Origin of the sequence: Nocardia australiensis (assembly GCF_020733705.1) — a bacterium.
In the GTDB taxonomy this organism is placed as follows: Bacteria; Actinomycetota; Actinomycetes; order Mycobacteriales; family Mycobacteriaceae; genus Nocardia; species Nocardia australiensis.
This window is the reverse complement of the sequence record NZ_JAJFZM010000002.1, coordinates 342,733-361,405: the sequence shown is the minus strand read 5'-3', so window position 1 is coordinate 361,405 and position 18,673 is coordinate 342,733. Positions and strand designations below refer to the sequence as shown.

Genomic DNA, 18,673 nt, shown 5'->3' with positions numbered 1-18,673 from the left:
ATCAGTGCGTGGGCGGTCCGTCCTGGGGGCCCGCGAGGGGCTCGAATGCGGCCGAGTAGGCGTCGAAGTGCGACTGCCACGCGTCGGGGGCGGGCTCGATTCCGGCGAGGCGGTCCAGGCATACCTCCCAACCTGCGGCGTTGCGGGCGGCTGTGGCCGGTGGCAGTTCGTCGATAAGCACCAGACGGGTTCCGGTGCCATGCGGCGACAATTCGAATCGCAGCCACTCCTCGCCCCAGCCGAAGGCCAGCAGTTTCGGCTCGTCGACGGCGAAAACCTCACCGGGAAGGGTCATTTCACCGTCCTCGGATACGAGGTGAAAGGTAATCGTCGCACCGACCTTCCACACGCCGCCCGCGACCTCGACGTCCCATGGAAACCACGACCGCAACTGGTCCCGGTCGGTTATGGCCTGCCACACCACAGGCGGCGGATCGGCCAGTTGACGTTCCAGCCGCACGGCGGGGCGCGCGCCGTCAATGAGCAATTCTGTGTCGGTCATGTCTTCCTCCGTCGGTCGAGATGCTCTTCCAATAGGTCGAGATGCTTGTTCCACAAACGGCGATACGGCGCCAGCCAGTCATCCAATTCGGCGAGCGGTTCCGGTCGAATCCGGTACAGCCGACGTTGCGCATCGACCCGGACCTCAACCAGCCCAGCCTCTTTGAGCACCCGCAAATGCTTGGAGACCGCCGGCTGACTCAAACGCAGGTGCTCCACCAGCGCCCCTACGGGCCGCTCTCCCCCGCGCAACACATCCAGGATGGCCAGCCTCGTCGGCTCGCCGAGCACCTGGAACACAGTTGATGTGGGCACACCTCACATAATTCCTTGACAGTTATATAACTGTCAAGGAATATTCGACTGGGAGTCGTATGCCGATGACCCGTGCGTGCAATCAGTGCCTGACCGGCCTCGTGACCTAGACGCGAGGAGAAGGAGCGTCCGTCAGGGTCGGCGGTGTCGCATGCGACGGGGCCGGTTCGTCGCCGCCGAGGTCGCGCACCATGAGGGTCGCCCCTGCCACCGCGCCAGGCATCAGGAACACTGCGACCAGGGGGATCAGGAAGGCAAACGCGAGTGGTGCGCCGAAACCCCACACCAGCATTCGACGCGAGCGCAGCAGAGCGAGTTGTTCACGTACTTCGACCCGCCGCCGCATCAGGGCCACCGAAGTGAGCTCCTGCACCAGGAAGAAGCCGGTGACGAACACCCCGACTACCGGAACGACGGTCTGTCCGAGAACCGGAACGAAGCCGAGTATGAACAGCAGTACCGCCCAGACCAGCGCCCGCACCAGCAGTCGAACACTGTCACGCAGCGAGATCCACAGCTCCCGCATCAGCGGCAGTCCCGATTCGGGGGCTGTTCCGTCGGCGGACTCGGATTTGTCGACCTGTTCGGACAGCTTTTCGTAGAAGGGCTGCCCGATCAGCAGGGTGACGGCGGTAAAGGTGATCACCGCGAGCAGTAGACCGAGCCCGAAGATCAGCACCAGCAGGAATCCACGGAACAGGCCCAGCCACGGTGAGGCCCAGTCGTCGGCGAACGGCGTCGCCCAATCGACGACATCGCCTGCGACAAACAACAATCCGATCAGCGCGGCGATATACAGAACCAGCGTGATCAACCCGGGCAACAGACCGAGACCGAACCATCGGCCGTGCCGGAAGACCCAGCGTTGCCCCTTCAAAAGGTAACCGAACCCATTCCCCAGATCACGCATGGCCGAAGCCTAATAGGCACCGGCCGATCGGAGTGTTCGGACCCCGGCCGCAGAATCAGGGCATCACCGGCCCCGAGGTCCACCGCGTTCGCGCGGTCCAAGGCGCTGTTCTGGGACGTGCTCACTCCGCCATTCGGTGATCTCGGGGCGGCGATCGACGCGTGGCGTGAGAGCAGCGCCACCCTCACCGAGGAGTCGTTTCACCACAGGGCCGCGGCGGCGTTGGCGTTGCTTCGCAATGGCACTACAGCCGTGCGGTCGCATGTCGATATCGACCGCGCCGGTCACCGCCGAGCGCGAGCGCATCTGCACACCCTCGGCGCGGCCGACCGGATCGGCTCACTGGAGGTAGGAAAATACGCCGACTTCATCATCGTCGACCGATCCAACCCTGACACCAGCCCGGTCTGGGACCCATAGCGACCTACGTCCCTGCCTGCTCCCTACGCAACCTACGCGCGGTATATGTTGGCGGCCAACGTACTTGGGTAAACGGCCACTCAACCCACCCCTCGCCGAGCAGGCCGCTACAGAACTGCATCGAAGAATGGTTCGAGTCGCTCCACAAGGCGGGATTCCCCTTCCCCTACCCTAGCCAGGCCCGCCGCCTACGAACGTTCCCATCAACGGGAATGCATCATCGGCTCCGTCTCGCTGTGTTGTGGAACTGTCGACCCGTCCCTACTTTCGCCGCCCGGCTGACGATTGGATCAACAGCGATGAGCAAATCAATGTGAAGATCTCCACGTTGAGGCCGACCCGACCATGAGGCAAATCGATCGGACGGAGAGTTGAGCGGGTACTCCGCCATCGTCGCACAGTTCCGGCATCTCAAACATCGCCTCAAGGGGAAATTGGAAAACGGCTCGGAAGTCGCCGCCACAGCACATAGGTCCGTTGGTTCACACCTCGACGAGACAATCGAACTCCATTACGGCGATCAGCGAGCGGGCAACCAGATTTCCGATACCTTGGACTTGACTCCGCGACGGGACGCGGCAATCGACAATAGCTCGCTGCAGCATGACTCACTGGACTTCCGGCGGGTCGAGACGATAGCCCTGGACGATTGCGACGATCTAATTGCCTTGTCCCCCAGCCTTACATCATTGATAAATGATCTGCAACATCGCGGATGGAAGATTCAATACCCATCCACAGATGCGCCGGGAAGCTACGTGGACTACCTGAAGAAAAGAATATACATCCAGAAAGAGCATCAGCGTAGTAGGCCAGAAGAGCAGGCGGGCGTCATAGCCCATGAAGTCGGCCACGCGAGACTCCCCCCTGTCGTCCGTCCTTCATTTTACGCAAAGGGGCCGACGGAGTGGGTAGCGCAGGATAAGAAGCTGTTTATGAGGGGTGAGGGTGAAGCCACGATGTTCACCTGTGAGATCCGATCCGAGATAATCCGCAATGGCGGTCCAGAAATTGTAGTGCCAGGATTTCATGAATCGGAGTATGTAAAGATCCACGGCAGGGTCACGAACGGCGAGATCTCTAGAGGGCAGGGCGTAGATGAAATGGCAAAGTTGTTCGAGACGGAAATAACAAGCACCAAAGACATGCCCTATGGCGAATTCTACGAGAAGATCAGTCAGGACGAATATAACCGTGCACACCGGAGCGGCCGTCTACAATGAACGAGCAGCTTGAGTATGCGATTTCAGAAAAAAATGACGGCATCCAGCGCAGACCGGGTTGTTTCAATGGTCGATTCATTGCTAGAAATATCGGGAAAATTTACGATACCGACACTCGGCAAGATATGCCGTGTCGAATTTATTGAAATCGATACCGACAACTCCAGCATGCGGGAATTTGAAGGACATTCAAGTGTATTCTCAGAGGTGTCAGTTCGGTTTCCGAAAGATGACAGAGTAGGAGCCGTCAGTATTCTCGCAATTACTTTGCGGACAGACATTCCGATCATGCAAGCGGATATAGAGGCGATTCATCCTCTCATAGGAAGCGCGGTACACATAAATCCACGGATGCCGCCCGAAGGTACGATCACTTATCATGAAGCCCACGGAAGGCGGGTCGTTATCTACGAGTTCACGGCCTTTTCCAGACAACTCTGCGAGATCGCCGTCCACGATTACGCCGAAATTGTGCACTGAGCCAGGTCGATCACAACAACACATCCCCATTGATGAGGATTCCTAGTCGCTCGGCTGCAGCCTGTTATAGAACTGCGGTACTCGGGATCGGCCGCGCCCTGCTTGCCGGGCTCGGCAGGCTCAGCGAATGCATCGTCGGCCCGCGGATGCAGATGCTGCGCCTTCGCTGACATCCGCAGCGTCGACGGCAAACTCGCGGAACTCGCGATCTTCCCGCAAATTGGGATCTTCCACGAATTCGATGTTCACAACGCCGGATTCATTGCGGACGGCCAGCGATTTCGGCACGCTCTCTGGCAGGAGCGCGGCCCCATCCTCGGTGGCCGTACGGAAAGGGACAACACACCTATGTCCGATGATGAGAAGCAGATCCGAATCCTGATCGAGCGGTGGGCCGTCGCAGTGCACGCCGGCGATCTGGCCGGCGTGGTCGCCGACCACGCACCCGACATCGTGATGTTCGATGTACCGCCGCCCAATGAGGGTGTCCGTGGCATCGACGCCTACCGGGATGTCTGGCCCGGCTTTTTCGCCTGGCAGACCCAGGGTGCGACCTTCGACATCGTCTCGCTCGAGATCGCCGCGTCCGGGGACGTGGCCTTCGCCTATGCCCTACTGCTGTGCGGTACCGCCGAGGACTTCACCGCCGACCCCGCGAAACGGCTGCGCCTGACCCTTGGTCTGCGCAAACAGAACGGACGCTGGGTCGTTGTGCACGAGCATCATTCGTTCCCGGACGCGAGTCTCGATCCGGCCGCCGGATAGTTTCGTCACCACTCTTGCGACTGCACTCGATGCAATATGGCGTCGAGTGCAGTCGCTTTGGCATCGGCGGCGCATCGAGTGCATCAGCGGTTCCACGTGAATCACTCTGCGACAAGCGCTTCCGCGTATCGGTCGGCGCAGACGACGGAAACGAGGGAGCCAGCCGGGCTCGTGCCTGCCCACTCGATAGGGTCGACCGGTGACCTGGACCATTGGATTCGACCTCGATATGACGCTCATCGACTCGCGTCCAGGTATCGCGCTGGCGATCGACACCGTCGCCACCGAATTCGATCTACCGGTGCGCGGCGCCGACATCGCTCAACGGCTCGGGCCGCCGATGGACATGCTGCTCGCGGATGCGGGTGCGCCCGCCGACCTGATCCCGGCCATGGTCGCGCGTTATCGGCAGCTGTACCCGACAGTGGTATCGCGTATTCCGGCGCTCCCCGGCGCCGCGACAGCGTTGGCCGCGGTCGCCGCGCGCGGTGGCCGGGTGGTGATCGTGACCGGCAAGCATCGGCCGCTTGCCGAGTTGCATGTCAGCGAACTGGGTTGGCATGTAGATCATTTGGCGGGCGATCTGTGGTCGGCGGGTAAGGCGGACGCGCTGCGGGAACAACGCGCCGACGTGTTTGTCGGCGACCACGCCGGCGATATGCGCGGTGCGCGAGCGGCCGGGGTGTTCGCTGTCGGCGTCACGACCGGCCCGTGTGATGCCGAGGAGCTGCGCACGGCCGGTGCGGACGTGGTGCTCGATGATCTCACCGAGTTTCCGGATTGGCTTGCCGCATACGACGACAGTGCACCCGCGAGTGAACCGATTCTCGCTCGGGGCCTCGACAACCACTGAGCCGGGCGATCAACGGCTGGGTTCACCGACCAGGTCGTCACGCTGTCGAGTTGTCCGGCCCCTCGTCGATGACGGCGCTCGCTGACCTCGGAATCACCAGGGCACCGGTCCGGTCCTGTCGAAGAAGCCGCCGGTCGGTCCTTCCGGGCCGGCTGTGGCCAATCGGACTATGGCATCGGTGCCCTCGGTAACCGTCTGGAAGCCGGAATGGTTGTTCAAATCCGTTGCGGTGTAACCAGGATCGGCGGCATTGACTTGAATGCCCGGCAGCGCCCGCGAGTACTGCGAGGTGATCATGTTCAGCGCGGTCTTCGACGACGGGTACGGCAACCCGAGCAGAGTGGACTCCACGCGCGACGGGTCCGACGTGCGCGCCAGCGAGCCCATTCCGCTCGACACCATCACGATGCGAGCCTGAGTGGCGGCACGCAGCAGCGGAAGGAACGCATTGGTCACCTCGACCGGTCCGAACACATTGGTCTCGAAGACCTCACGGAAGTCGCTCGCGGCGGTATCTGGTGGCAAGTTCCTGGCGCCACCGACGCCCGCATTGTTGATCAGCACGTCCAGTCGGTCGGTATGTCGCCGGACCGCTTCCACGGCCCCGGCAACCGATTCGACCGACGTGACGTCGAGCTGGACGAATTCGACGTCCAACCCGGCCTCGACCAATTCGGCCGCCGCCACCGTGCCGCGCTCGGCGTCACGAGCGCCGAGAAAGACCCGCCAGCCCAGTTCGGCGAGCCTGCGAACTGTCTCTCGGCCCAATCCTTTGTTCGCCCCGGTGACCAGGGCAGTTGTTCCGTTCGCGATCGTGTCCATGAATCCGAGCTTCGGCCGCAAATGCCGCTCCCACCAGGACCGGTAACTCCTGGGACCTCCGGTACCACCCGGACCAACCGCGTTTGCGGCATCATCGACGGTATGGATCGCACCGAACTTGCCGAACTGCTGCGGCAGGCCCGCTCGCGCGTTCGACCCCGCGATGTCGGCCTGCCCGCTGGCTCGCGCAGGCAGGTTCCCGGGCTGCGCCGCGAAGAGGTCGCGCAATTGGCGGGCGTCAGCGTCGACTATGTCGTCCGACTCGAACAGGGCCGGGGTCCGCACCCTTCGACAGCAGTCCTGGCGGCCCTGGCACGTGCGCTGCGGCTCAATGACGAGGATCGCGATCTGCTGTTCCAGTTCGCCGGAATCGCGGCCCCGCAGGCGGGCCGCATCGATATGGTGGTCCGCCCGAGCGTGTTACGACTGCTGGATCGGCTCGCGGACCTGCCCGCACTGGTCATGTCCGCGAAAGGTGATGTGCTGGCCTGGAATCCGATGGCGGCCGCATTGCTCGGCGACTTCTCGGCCTGGCCACCCGCACAGCGCAACATCATCTGGCAGCAGTTCCTCGGCACCGGTCCACGCCGCGTCGCGATATCCCCCGCCGAGGCCGCCAATGTCGCGGCCTTCTCGGTGGGCAGCCTGCGCAGCGCGAAGGCCCGCTACCCCGCCGACCCCGATCTGCTCCGGCTGATCAGCGAATTGCGTACCCACAGTCCGCGATTCGAACAGTTGTGGAACGAGCGCCCATCCGAGCAGCGGCGCAGCGCGACCAAATCGATTGATCACCCCGAGTTCGGCCCGCTGCTTCTGGACTGCGACAGCCTGTTCGCACCCGACACCGACCAGGCCGTAGTCGTCTACTCCGCGACCCCCGATACACCGGCCGCAGCCGCTCTCGAACTACTACGTGTCACCGGTACGCAGCAGTTCACTGAGCGGCCCTCGCGAACTTCGCCGTCCCTTCGCGGGTGAGCCAGGTTTCGAAGGTCATGAGGTCGGGGTGCAGCTTTCGCAGGGCCGGAACGTCGGCCTGCCAGCCGCCCTTGTCGTTGGCGACGAAGTAGCACGCGATCGCGTCGGGGTCCACTGCTGACGGCGTCAGCCTTTGCGGCCTTGGGCTTCCGCCGGCCGCCGCGCGTGGCGGCGGTCTCCACGATGACCTCGCGGCAGTCGACCGCGTCCAGTGCGTCGAGTTGGAGCTGGTGATCCTGCGATCGTCGATCGCCATCTGGATCCGCCGACGAGGCTGCCACCGAATGCTCGAGTCACATTATGCAGCAGCGTATCCGGTGAATTCATGCGCGGTCACCGTGACCATGCGGCCACCCATTGCTTTCACCGCCGAGCGAAAGCTGGGCCTACCACTTGGCGGCAACGGCATCGACCAGGCAGTCGAACCATCTCTGACGTCGATCGCGTGCACGGTGGTGCCGTCGGTCAGGATGAGGTGGCTTGCGTCGGTTATGCCGTCGTAGCGTGACGTGTTCCCAAACGGCGTCGGCTGCTGCCAGATTCGGTGTCCGTCAATGAGATCGAGGCCGGCCAGCTCTGATCCATCGAGCGATCGGACGATCACAGTATTACCCACTACTCCCTCTATCGCGCTCGTGCGTCCGGTGTACTCGTCGATGCCGATCTGCGCATTGGTCCAGAGGACTCGGCCCGTCGTTCGCTCGTAGGCACTCTCGCCGGTGAGGATCGGCGGCGGCGTCGCGGTCGCAGTCGGGTACCACTCGAGGAGGAAGGTGGCGTTGCTGACCTCGGTGATCGGGTGGCCATTGCGATCGAGAAGCGTGACTCTTCCCATGCTCCCGCCGCGTTCGATCGCCTGCGAACCGACAATGCCGCCGTCGAACGTGTAGGCAACGGGTCCAGCAAACAGCGGGTCGCCGGTGCGCAGATCGTAGACGCGAACGCCATGGTCGTGCCCGTCCAGGAAGTAGTCCCGCGCGAGCACGTCGATCCTGGGAGTGACCGGGTCGCCGGGAACAGGTGTCGGATACGTCCGACGCCAGGTCGCGTCGATATCGGAAACGGTCCCTCGAGTGACGACGGCGGTCATCCAGTCCGCGGTTCGGCCGGTCACCGAAACGACGCCGTCGCGCACCGTCACGTCCATGACCTCGAAGTCTGTCGTGTGGTCCCCGAGTACCGCGCCTGTCGCAGCCTCGATGATCAACACTCGACCTGGAGATGCCGTGTCTGGGAAAGTCACCACCTGACTGGGGATGTCTCAGATGGTGACGTCGCAGTCGATCTCGATCATGACCGGGACGACGTAACGGCCCAAGCGGGTGGTGGCCATCAGGAACCCTCCTTCGAGGTGACACGCTGCCGCGGCCGACACCGCGGCGGCTGCGGTGATGTCGCCGGCGAGTTTGCTGTATCAGTAGCCAGCCCTCGCCATTGGTTCGCGGTGGCGACGAATCGCCCGACGGCGTTGCGGCCCTTACGCAGAACGTGTGCCACGAATGCCCGCAGCGGCCGGCGAGTCAGATGAAACCATTGACACGCAAAATGAATAGTGGTTCAGTCATGAACATATATTCATTGATGGAGGTGTCATGTCCCGCAGCAGTGAGCACAACAGACCTGGATCGCCAAGCCCTCGGGTCGCTGCACGGATCGCGGATTCGCGACGGCGAATTCTCGAGGCTGCGCGCGTCGTGGTAGCCGAGCAAGGGTTCGCTGCCGCTCAGGTGGCCGTGGTGGCGTCGGTTGCCGATGTGGCCACGGGCTCGGTGTACAGGCATTTTCCTTCGAAGTCGTCACTGTTCGCCGAGATGCTCCGAGGTGTCTGCGAGCGTGAGCTCGAGGTGTTACGAGCTATCGCCGATGAGCCGGAACGCACCGCTCTTCAGCGGATCGGTGATGCGGTGGCAACCTTCGTCGATCGTGCACTGCGTGGCGAAGGACTGGCATACGCCGTGATCGTTGAACCGATGGATACCGACATCGATCAAGTCCGGCTAAAGGCACGAGCCGATCTTGCCGCAGCTATGTCCGACCTCATCGAAGAAGGAATCGCTGCCGGTGAATTCGCCGAGCAGGACGCGAAGCTCCGGGGCGCAGCGATCGTCGGCGCGTTCCTCGAAGCCGTTGTGGCACCGCTGGCGTGCCGATCTGAAGCCCCCATAGATCACAACTCCATCGCCGTAGAGATCGCCCAGTTTTGCCAGGGCGCGGTGAGCGCCGCACATATCTCGGACGCCACTCCCCTGATATCGAGCCGCGCCTCGGCGCAGCTGACCGGTACTGAATTCAAGGAGGAAACCGCATGAACATCACTACAAGCCCGACCGATGAAGCCACGGGCTTCATCGACGACGACTTCACTGAGCAGCGTCCGCTACCGGCCAACCTCGTTCCCGACTTGAACGGAGTCAACGCCTTCACCACCGACAAGGTCGCCTCGGCAGTTATCGCCAAGTACGCGCCGTGGTCACAGGAGAACGCGAGCCGTCTAGGAGACAAGGTCTGGGCCCCACATACTCTGCAGATTGCCCGAGACGCCCAGCGATTCACCCCGGAACTGCGAACTCTCGACCGAGTGGGCAATCGCCTCGACATGGTCGAATTCCATCCCGCCTACCACGACTTGATGTCAATGGCATTCGAAGCGGGCGTTCACGCTCTCGCCTGGTCGAGCACCGAGCATGGATCGCACACCGCGCGCGCAGTCCAGTCCTACCTGTGGAATCAAGTAGACGGGAGCACCGCGTGCCCGACCGGTATGGCCTACGCGTCTTACCCAATGCTGCGTGACACGCCGGAACTAGGTCCGTGGGCCGAGCAGATCGTCAAACATCGCTACGACGGTGCGTTTGCGCCTATCGAAACCAAAAGCGGCGGAAGCGGTATCGCGTATGCAATGACCGAGAAGCAAGGTGGATCGGACCTTCGTGCCAATATCACCGTGGCACGTCCGGTCGGGAAACGCGGTCCGGGCGAGGCGTACATCGTCAACGGTCACAAGTGGTTCTGTTCGGCACCGATGAGCGATGGATACTTCACCGTCGCCCAGACGAAGGGCGGGGTCTCGTGCCTGTTCGTTCCCCGCTGGCTCCCGGACGGGACCCGCAACAACATCCAGATCAACCGTCTCAAAGACAAGCTCGGCAACAGAGCCAACGCCTCGTCCGAGATCGAGTACCACGACGCATACGCGTATCTCGTAGGCGAGGAAGGGCGTGGCGTGCGCACCATTCTCACCTCAGCCGAATACACGCGGTCAGACTTCGCGATCGGATCCGCCGGCCTCATGCGCGCGGCCTTGTCGCAGGCGCTCCACTATAACGACTACCGCAGCGCCTTCGGTCTCAAGCTCTCCCAACTACCCATCCAGGCACCGGTATTGGCAGATCTTGCGCTGGAATGGGCCGGTGCGGCGCACCTCGGTTTCCGGGTCGCACGCGCTGAGGACAACCACAACGACGTCTCGGAAGCGTTGGTGGCACGACTACTTACCCCTGTGGCGAAGTTCTGGAACTGCCGCCGCGTGCCCACAGTCGTCGAAGAGGCGATGCAGGCAATCGGCGGAAACGCGTACATCGAGGAACACCCCATGCCCCGCTACTACCGCGAGGCGCCGCTCAACGCGATCTGGGAAGGCACCTCGAACATGATGGTCATGGACGTCTCGCGAGTTTTGGTTCGCGAGCCTAAGGCCATCGAGCCCATTCTCGACGAAATCCGTCCCGCTGCCGCCGACAACGCAGCGCTCGCGCAGGCAGTCGACGACATCGAAGAACTGATCAAGACACCGGAAGCCACCGCGCGTCACCTCGTCACCAAAATCTCCCTGTCCGTACAGGCCGCACTATTGCTCGAACACGCCCCGACCACAGTGGCCGAAGCATTCATCTCCACCCGACTGGGCACCGGCTGGGGGCCAGGTTTCGGCACGATCCAAAATGTCGACTTCGAGGCGATCATCGACTTCGCGCGACTTTCCTGACCCGACCTCACTCCCGCAATGGAGGACTTAGATGTTCGTACCTTTGACCACCCAAGACTTTCTGTATCGCGGGAGCTTGGTCTACACGGAGCGGCTGGGCCTGGCGGACGAGTCCTCTTCCGGCAGTGCCCAAGCCTCTCTCGGTCACCTCTCCTACGGTGAACTCGGGCAGCGTGTAGCTGCTTTGGCGTCGTCACTGGAGCAAGAAGGCATAGAGCCGGGTGATCGAGTCGCCATCGTCTCGCACAACTCTGCTCGCCTGCTCGAAATGCTGTACGCGGTCACGATGTCCGGGCGAGTCGCCGTCCCCGTTAATTTCCGTCTCCATCCTGACGAGATCCGCTATATCGTCGACAACAGCGGTGCACAGACCTTAGTGCTCGATCCCGAACTTGCCGACAGTCTCAGCGACGTACATTGCAAGCGTCGCATGATATTCGGCGACCAATACGAGACGGAGTGGATCGCTGCTGGTGATCCCACATTCGAGTGGCCGGACATCGAAGAAACGGCACCCGCGTCGATCAACTATACAAGCGGTACCACAGCAAACCCGAAAGGTGTTGTGCTGACTCATCGCAACCTGTGGATCAACGCAGTAATGATGTCGCTGCATTACGGCCTCAGTGAACGAGACGTCTACCTACACACCCTTCCCTCCTTCCACGTCAATGGGTGGGGAATGCCGTTCGCCTGCGCCGGACTGGGCATCCCGCAGGTCCTGCTCCGTAAAGTCGACGGCTGCGAGATCTTGAGGCGGGTTGCCGAGTACGGAGTGACGGTCATGTGCGCGGCTCCAGCCGTCGTTGCATCGGTTCTGGATGCCGCACAACAGTGGGAGGGCGAGATTCCCGGCCGTGGACAGGTTCGGGTTATCTGCGGTGGGGCTCCCCCTCCTACCCGACTAGTCGAACGGATGAACACCGAACTCGGCTGGGAATTCGGTCAGATCTACGGTATGACGGAGTCCTCACCGCTGCTGGTATCGAACAGCGTTCGTGTCGAGGACGCCGCGCTCTCAATTACGGAACGTGCAGCGAAACTTGTTGCAGGGCAAGGGCACCCGGTACTCGGGGTGCGATTGCGTGAATCACGTGGCGAGATACTCGCGCGCGGCAACGGGATCATGACGGAGTACTGGGAGAATCCCAAGGCGAGCGCTCTTGCCATACAAGACGGTTGGCTACATACCGGAGATGGCGGAACGGTAGGACCGGACGGCCGTGTAACCATCAGTGACCGGAAGAAGGACGTCATCATCACCGGCGGTGAGAACGTCTCGTCCATCGAGGTCGAAGATGCGCTCTACCAACACCCTGCTGTCGCTGACGTTGCCGTCATCGGCGTGCCCTCTACCAAGTGGGGAGAAACCATCAAAGCACTCGTTGTGCTTGCAGACGGCGTGGCCGGGGTCGACGGGGAGGAACTGATCGCTCACTGCAAATCACGCCTCGCCAGCTACAAAGCGCCAACCTCCGTCGAATTCCTGGAGTCACTGCCTAGAACAGCCACCGGAAAGATCCAGAAATTCCGCCTTAGAGCGCCGTACTGGGAAGGCGTCTCTCACGATGCGCCAACCTCCGCCGTCGGGAATTCTTGACGTCCAGATGGACCATGTGGCCGGGCCACCGGGCATGGATCGCGCCGGGCTTGCGGCTGTTATGCCCGGCCGATCGGTCGGGTCTGGCATCGCTCGATCAATCGTCGTGTGCCCTCGATCGACAACGGGGCGTTGCGGTGAGTCATCTATCGTTCCCTGACGTTGTGTCATCGGAGGGCGCGGTGGACTTCCGGCGGGCCGCTCGTCGCCGCGCCGCGTCATGCGCCTCGCGAAGGAGGCTGACCGCCAGCGCGTGAGTTTGCGCGTCCGGGTTGATGATCGAGATCCAGCCCTGCCTGCGATATACGGGATGAGGGAGAACGGCGTCGACCGTGGTGAAGTCGACCGCCACCGAACTGGCCCGCGGATCCTCACCGACGAGTTCGGCGAAGGCGCTCCTGCCGACATGGATGTTCAGCCGCCAACGGTCGGGACGATCGAGGTCACACGAACTGTCATCGGGGTAGTTCTTTGTCACGACGGTGGCGTACGGCTGCTCACGGTGCGGCACCTGGCCATCGGGCGCGTAGTAGAAGAAGTGGTCTCCCCAGGCGATCTTCGGGAACGGGCCGCCAGCGGCCGGAGCAAGCTCGAGCACCCCGTCGAACCCTCGGATCGTCTCGAGAATCTGTTCCATACTCATGGTTCAAGCGTGAACTTAAAGTGCTTATGGAGGGTTGAGTCATGGTCGAGAACACCTGGCGGCGGAGTTGCTGACCGTCACTGCGGTGGCGGCAGCAACCGGCTACTCGGCCCAGCAGATCCGTGACCTGGAGAGGCTCGGTGTTATCCCAGCTGCAATCCGAGCGGGTAACGGATACCGGCAGTTCTCCGCAGACCACGTCCGCGACCTTCACGCCTACCGCGGTCTCACCTACGCCGTGGGACCGGTCGAGGCTCGTCGCGCGATGCGCACGATCCGCTCGCTGCCGCCCGACCAGGCCGCAGCCCTGGTGTGTTCCTTTCACACACGGCTCAACCAGGAACGAGAACAGGCGCTGGCTGCCCGTGCGGCGTTGAAGGCTATACATGATGAAGCGACAACCGACGCCGACCCCGTTGAAGCAGACTCGATGACCATCACCGAACTATCAAGGGCGCTCGGGCTGCGCGCGTCAACACTCCGCTTCTGGGAGCAGGTAGGTCTGGTAGCACCCGAACGGATCATCACCCGAGCGGGATCAGCCCGGCGCTACCACCTTGCAGCGATCCGAGACGCTCGCATCACGACGGCCCTGCGAGCCGCCGGCTACCGCATCACCGACGTCAAGCAGGCCATCACGGCGATCCGGGACCTCCACGACGTGAGTCACTCGCTCGAGGCACTCGGTGGGCGCCTGAACACCATCGCTCAACGACAACTTGCCCTCCTTCACGCAGCAGCGACACTGTCCGAGATCATCCAACCAACCTCGCAAACCTGAAACACCGCACCAGCGGTCGGCTTCGCATGGCCCGAGGCGCCGTCAGCAACGTCCTGGCCCGCAACAGCTAACTCTCCCCCACCAGGGCACGCAGACGCGCGATCTCCTCGGCCATTTCCTTGTTGCGGACCTGGAGTTCTTCGATCTCGTCAGCGCGGGCGGCGCGGGCCAACCGAAGCGACTCTCGCATCCGCTCGGCGCTGTATTTCGTCGGAATGTTCCTGCTGCAATTCAAATTGAAGGCTTCGACGTGGATGACGAACGCCCGTTCACACGCGACGTCCATGACGCCGCCGGGCACCGTCAGCAGCCGTTGGATGAGTTCCGGGTTGTCCGTGCGTTCTACTATCTCGGCGCGCCCGTAGATCTTGATCCGCGCGCGCGTCGGGTAGTCGATGAAAAACAGTGCGACCCTGTCGTTCGCGTCGAGGTTGCCAGTGGTGACGAATTGCTTGTTGCCGGGGAAATCTGCCAGCGCGATAGTCGAGGGATCCAGCACGTGCACGAATCCCGTTGGGCCACCACGGTGTTGAAGGGGGCCTGCCGGGATACGAGCGAAAGGGGCAATGAGTCTCCCGAATCTGCTGGGTGGGGCGGATATGCTCCGAGGTTGTCAGTCAGTGGGGTGGTGAGTTCGGTGTGGCAAAACCCGCGTGAGATCGGATTGCGCGTGCTGGATAGGCTGCGCTGCGTTACGTCGGTTTCTTGCTCGGGGTCTGGGTTGTGACGGCGATCGATCGCACTGCGTATCCGCGGTTCAAGAGAGTGGTTCCCGCGCGGGAGTTGGTGGAGGCGTTCACGCCGACGGTCGCCGAGGGCGTGTGGGCTCGGGAGAAGACGCAGAGCGATCAGCATCTGCTGGCGTTGGTGGTGTGGCTGAAGTCGTATCAGCGGCTGGGGTATTTCCCGAAGCTGGACGAGGTTCCCGCGGTGGTGGTCGAGCACGTGCGTGGTTTGCTGGGTCTGTCCGATGAGGTGAGGGCCGAGCATGACGCGGACCGGACCGCGAAGTGGCATCGTGGGCTGGTCCGGGCGTTGGTGGGTGTGAAGTACGACGCGGGCAAGGCCCGTGTGATCGCGGAGGAGGCGATCGGCAGGGCGGTCACGATGAAGGACAACCCGGCTGATTTGATCAACGTGGCTTTGGAGGAGTTGGTGCGGGCGCGGTGCGAGTTGCCCGGGTTCTCCACGCTGGACCGGTTGGTCGCGGCGATCCGAGCGGAGACGAACACCGCGTTGTATGCGTTGGTCGCGGCCCGGATCGACCTGGCTGCCAAGGCCCGGCTGACGCGGCTGTTGTGGCGGGACCCGACATCGGGGCGCAGTGAGTTCGACCGGTTGAAGACACCGGCGAAGGCGGCAACGCTGGGCAAGTTCAAGCTGCGTCTGGCCCACCTGCAGGCGCTCGACGAGCTCGGCGTGACCGAGCAGTGGCTCGACGGCATCCCTGTGACGAAGATCGCGCATTTCGCTGGTGAGGCCCGGGTGACCGACGTGGGCGACATGCGGGACATCGGTGACGCGAAGCGGTGGACGTTGCTGGCGAGCCTGATCCATGAGTGCCGCACCTGCGCTCGGGACGAGGTCGCGACGATGTTCTGCAAGCGGATGGCCGTGATCCATAAGAAGGGCAAGGAGCGGCTGGAGCAGCTGCGTGAGCAGCACCGCGCCGAGACCGAGCGACTGATCGATGTGTTCGGCGACGTGTTGGCCGGCGCTCGGGAGGCCACTGCCCTGGCCGGAGACGACGCGGCACCGGCTGCGGTGGTGGCCGAGCGGGCCGGGCAGCTGCTTTTGAAGACCCTGGCGGCCGCGGGCGGGGTGGAGCAGTTGTCGGTGGCGCATGAGGTGGTGTCGGCGCACCACGGCAACAACTACCTGCCGTTGCTGGAGAAGTTCTACAAGAGCCATCGCTCGGCGCTGTTCACTCTGCTCGACACCCTGGAGCTGGAGGCGACCAGCGCGGATCACAGTGTGCTGGACGCGGTGGAGTTCCTGCGCGCGATCCGGGGCCGCACCGGCGAGTACGTCCCGCAGAAGGTGACCGTCGGGCACGGCGCCAACGCGGTGACCGTGGCGATCGACATCGACTTCGTCACCGAGGCGTGGCGCAAGATCCTGCTGGTGCGCGACCGGCCGGGCAAGCTGGTGCGCCGCCACCTGGAGGTGTGCGTGTTCTCCTACCTCGCCTCCGAGCTGCGCTCCGGGGACATCGCTGTGGTCGGCGCCGACAGCTACGCCAATCTGCACGCTCAGCTGATGTCGTGGGACGAGTGCGTGCCGCTGGCCGAGCAGTTCTGCGGTCAGGCCGGGATCCCGTCGGACCCGAAGGAGCTCACGGCGCACTACCGGGCGGCCTTGGGCGACATCGCCGCGGTGGTGGACGCCGGGTTTCCGCACAACACCGACCTGTCCTTCGCCGATGGGCGGCCGGTCCTGCGTCGCCGCAAGGGCGCCGACCGGCGGCCGTCGGCGCTCGCGCTGGAGGAGGCGATCCACCAGCGGCTCCCGGAGCGTGGGCTGTTGGACATCCTGGCTCGCACCGCGCACCTGGTCGGCTGGCCGCGGCACTTCGGGCCGGCGTCGGGGTCGGACCCGAAGATCCGCGACGCGATGGCCCGCTACGTCCTCACCGTGTTCGCCAACGGCACGTTGCTCGGCCCGGCGCAGGTGGCGCGACACATGCGGGACCATGTGTCGGCGCATGAGTTGTCGATCGCGGCGAACAAGCACACCACCTGCGCCAAGATCGACGCCGCGTCCACCGACGTCATCAACGAGTTCGCGAAGCTCGACGTCGCCGGAATGTGGGGCGACGGCCGTGTGGTCGCGGTGGACGGCACGCAGGTGGACACGTGGGAGAACAACATCCTCGCCGAGTCCCACATCCGCTATGGCGGGTACGGCGGGATCGCCTACCGGCACATCTCCGACACCTACATCGCGCTGTTCTCCCATTTCATCCCGTGCGGGGTGTGGGAGGCCGTCTACATCATCGAAGGGTTGCTGCGCAACGACTCCGACATCCAGCCCGACACCATCCACGCCGACACCCAAGGCCAGTCGCTGCCGGTATTCGGCCTGGCCGCACTGCTCGGATTCGACCTACTCCCGCGCATCCGCAACTGGGCCGACCTGAACTTCTACCGGCCCAGCGCGGACACGCGCTTCGAGCACATCGACTCGCTGTTCGGCGACAACGTGATCGACTGGGGCCTGATCGAGACGCACTGGAGCGACCTGCTGCGCACCGCGATCTCGATCAGCGAGGGCCGCCTGTCGTCGGTGACGCTGCTGCGGCGGCTGGGCAACAACTCCCGCAAGAACCGGCTCTATCGGGCGTTCCGTGAGCTGGGACGGGTGATCCGCACGATCACGCTGCTGCGGTTCCTCGCCGACGCGCAGCTGCGGGAGCAGATCACCGCGATCACCAACAAGGCAGAGGCGTTCCACGGCTTCTCCGCGTGGCTGCGCTTCGGCGGTGAGGCGATCGGCCGCAACGACCCGGACTACCAGGAGAAGATCATCAAGTTCAACGAGCTGCTCGCGAACTGCGTGATCTACTCCAACGCCTGCGACATCACCGCCGCAGCGAACGCGCTGGCCTCCGACGGGCACCCGATCGACACCGATGATCTGGCCACGATCTCCCCGTACATCACCCACACCATCCGCCGGTTCGGCGACTGGGTGCTGGATCTGTCCCCACCGGACGCGGTGCCGGTCACCACACTCGACCTGGTGCCGGGGGCGCTGTTCCCTGGCGACATCACCTCATGAGGGTGGGTTGGCGGGTTGGTGCCTTGGACGGCTAGCTGCCTACGCTGGCAACCGTGAGTGTCGACGGGACCCCGAAGCAACGTTTCCTGGTGTGCCACGACTACGGGATGGGTGGTCTCTGGTGGTGGGTTCATGCGCGTTCAGCCCGTGAGATTGTTGAGACCTTCGCCGAGACCTGGGTCATCGAGGAACCGCAGCAACTGGTGGATGCCCAGGAATGGGACTTGGACGAGGTCGATATCGACAATCCCGCCGACTCGGCGCTGTACGAACTTCGCGCTCAGCGACTCGCCCAGAGAAACCGGACGGGTTTCGGGGTGCTGGCGGACTGGGAGTTGCTGTACACGCGCGAGCGCGGGGACGGCGACGACGGCGTTCCAGCCGCCGATTACCTTACCGAGATCACCAACGGTTACCGCACCCGTCAGGTCGAAGTGCGTGGTACCGGTGAAGCGGTCCGGACCGGCCTCGACGACTTTCCTCTCAATCCGCCGATCGACTTGTGGAATCCAGATCTGGCTGACCAGCAGATCACAGCGGAGGAGTTCGAAAAAGCATGGGACAGCGCGGTTCCTGCACAGGAGGACTGGTACAGCTGAGGGCCACGGTCAGCGCCA

19 protein-coding genes and 1 pseudogene are annotated in these 18,673 nt (G+C 63.2%); 13 read left to right on the top strand and 7 right to left on the bottom strand.

The features are described 5' to 3' along the window. Position 1: 1 nt before the first annotated feature. The 3 genes from LKE06_RS16460 to LKE06_RS16450 form a co-directional block, all read right to left on the bottom strand. Positions 2-502, bottom strand: a complete 501-nt coding sequence (locus tag LKE06_RS16460; protein WP_227999958.1) for an SRPBCC domain-containing protein — start codon at positions 500-502, stop codon at positions 2-4. Further along, positions 499-816 carry an ArsR/SmtB family transcription factor gene (locus tag LKE06_RS16455; protein WP_227999956.1) on the bottom strand — a complete coding sequence of 106 codons (318 nt, stop codon included), beginning with the start codon at positions 814-816 and terminating at the stop codon, positions 499-501. The genes LKE06_RS16460 and LKE06_RS16455 overlap by 4 nt, the downstream gene beginning before the upstream one ends. 106 nt (positions 817-922) lie before the next feature. Then, positions 923-1,726 (bottom strand): EI24 domain-containing protein, encoded by an 804-nt coding sequence (locus tag LKE06_RS16450; RefSeq protein ID WP_227999954.1) that lies wholly within the window; start codon positions 1,724-1,726, stop codon positions 923-925. Positions 1,727-1,843: 117 nt separating this feature from the next. Here LKE06_RS16450 and LKE06_RS16445 point away from each other — a divergent pair, with 117 nt between their 5' ends. From LKE06_RS16445 to LKE06_RS16425, 5 genes are all read left to right on the top strand, one after another. Then, positions 1,844-2,146 carry an amidohydrolase family protein gene (locus tag LKE06_RS16445; protein WP_227999952.1) on the top strand — a complete coding sequence of 101 codons (303 nt, stop codon included), beginning with the start codon at positions 1,844-1,846 and terminating at the stop codon, positions 2,144-2,146. Between the two features lie 371 nt (positions 2,147-2,517). Further along, complete coding sequence (locus LKE06_RS16440; protein WP_227999951.1) at positions 2,518-3,369, top strand: hypothetical protein; 852 nt, start codon at positions 2,518-2,520, stop codon at positions 3,367-3,369. 15 nt (positions 3,370-3,384) lie between these two features. Then, the gene (locus tag LKE06_RS16435; RefSeq protein ID WP_227999950.1) at positions 3,385-3,849 is read left to right on the top strand and encodes a hypothetical protein; all 465 of its coding nucleotides are present in this window, start codon (positions 3,385-3,387) and stop codon (positions 3,847-3,849) included. A 348-nt stretch (positions 3,850-4,197) separates the two neighbouring features. Then, positions 4,198-4,614: a nuclear transport factor 2 family protein gene (locus LKE06_RS16430; protein WP_227999949.1), complete on the top strand. Its 417-nt coding sequence runs from the start codon at positions 4,198-4,200 to the stop codon at positions 4,612-4,614. A 199-nt stretch (positions 4,615-4,813) separates the two neighbouring features. Beyond that, complete coding sequence (locus LKE06_RS16425) at positions 4,814-5,467, top strand: HAD family hydrolase (RefSeq protein WP_227999948.1); 654 nt, start codon at positions 4,814-4,816, stop codon at positions 5,465-5,467. 93 nt (positions 5,468-5,560) lie between these two features. Here LKE06_RS16425 and LKE06_RS16420 read toward each other — a convergent pair whose 3' ends face one another. Continuing rightward, positions 5,561-6,289, bottom strand: coding sequence for an SDR family oxidoreductase (locus LKE06_RS16420; RefSeq protein WP_227999946.1), 729 nt, complete (start codon positions 6,287-6,289; stop codon positions 5,561-5,563). A gap of 102 nt (positions 6,290-6,391) precedes the next feature. Here LKE06_RS16420 and LKE06_RS16415 point away from each other — a divergent pair, with 102 nt between their 5' ends. After that, entirely contained in the window at positions 6,392-7,267 is an 876-nt protein-coding gene (locus LKE06_RS16415; protein WP_227999944.1) for a helix-turn-helix transcriptional regulator, read from the top strand. 298 nt (positions 7,268-7,565) lie between these two features. On the opposite strand, the gene LKE06_RS32915 is transcribed toward LKE06_RS16415, so the two are convergent. Continuing rightward, positions 7,566-8,510 (bottom strand): outer membrane protein assembly factor BamB family protein, encoded by a 945-nt coding sequence (locus tag LKE06_RS32915; protein ID WP_227999943.1) that lies wholly within the window; start codon positions 8,508-8,510, stop codon positions 7,566-7,568. A 349-nt stretch (positions 8,511-8,859) separates the two neighbouring features. Here LKE06_RS32915 and LKE06_RS33210 point away from each other — a divergent pair. From LKE06_RS33210 to LKE06_RS16390, 4 genes and pseudogenes are all read left to right on the top strand, one after another. After that, positions 8,860-9,069, top strand: a pseudogene (locus LKE06_RS33210) (TetR family transcriptional regulator); the annotation flags it as partial. Between the two features lie 102 nt (positions 9,070-9,171). Next, positions 9,172-9,576: a hypothetical protein gene (locus tag LKE06_RS16400; protein WP_228000690.1), complete on the top strand. Its 405-nt coding sequence runs from the start codon at positions 9,172-9,174 to the stop codon at positions 9,574-9,576. After that, on the top strand, positions 9,573-11,252 hold the full coding sequence (locus tag LKE06_RS16395) for an acyl-CoA dehydrogenase family protein (protein WP_227999941.1): 1,680 nt from the start codon (positions 9,573-9,575) through the stop codon (positions 11,250-11,252). The genes LKE06_RS16400 and LKE06_RS16395 overlap by 4 nt, the downstream gene beginning before the upstream one ends. 31 nt (positions 11,253-11,283) lie before the next feature. Then, positions 11,284-12,852, top strand: a complete 1,569-nt coding sequence (locus LKE06_RS16390; protein WP_227999940.1) for an AMP-binding protein — start codon at positions 11,284-11,286, stop codon at positions 12,850-12,852. A gap of 142 nt (positions 12,853-12,994) precedes the next feature. On the opposite strand, the gene LKE06_RS16385 is transcribed toward LKE06_RS16390, so the two are convergent. Next, positions 12,995-13,495, bottom strand: a complete 501-nt coding sequence (locus tag LKE06_RS16385; RefSeq protein ID WP_227999938.1) for a DUF6194 family protein — start codon at positions 13,493-13,495, stop codon at positions 12,995-12,997. A gap of 34 nt (positions 13,496-13,529) precedes the next feature. On the opposite strand from LKE06_RS16385, the gene LKE06_RS16380 reads away from it, so the two are divergent. Next, entirely contained in the window at positions 13,530-14,276 is a 747-nt protein-coding gene (locus LKE06_RS16380; RefSeq protein WP_227999937.1) for a MerR family transcriptional regulator, read from the top strand. 67 nt (positions 14,277-14,343) lie between these two features. Here LKE06_RS16380 and LKE06_RS16375 read toward each other — a convergent pair whose 3' ends face one another. Further along, positions 14,344-14,826, bottom strand: a complete 483-nt coding sequence (locus tag LKE06_RS16375; RefSeq protein ID WP_443678132.1) for a pyridoxamine 5'-phosphate oxidase family protein — start codon at positions 14,824-14,826, stop codon at positions 14,344-14,346. Positions 14,827-14,999: 173 nt separating this feature from the next. Here LKE06_RS16375 and LKE06_RS16370 point away from each other — a divergent pair, with 173 nt between their 5' ends. Together LKE06_RS16370 and LKE06_RS16365 are read left to right on the top strand one after the other, a co-directional pair. Next, positions 15,000-18,056, top strand: a complete 3,057-nt coding sequence (locus LKE06_RS16370) for a Tn3 family transposase (RefSeq protein WP_227999931.1) — start codon at positions 15,000-15,002, stop codon at positions 18,054-18,056. A 53-nt stretch (positions 18,057-18,109) separates the two neighbouring features. Next, entirely contained in the window at positions 18,110-18,655 is a 546-nt protein-coding gene (locus LKE06_RS16365) for a hypothetical protein (RefSeq protein WP_227999929.1), read from the top strand. The last annotated feature ends 18 nt before the right edge of the window (positions 18,656-18,673 follow it).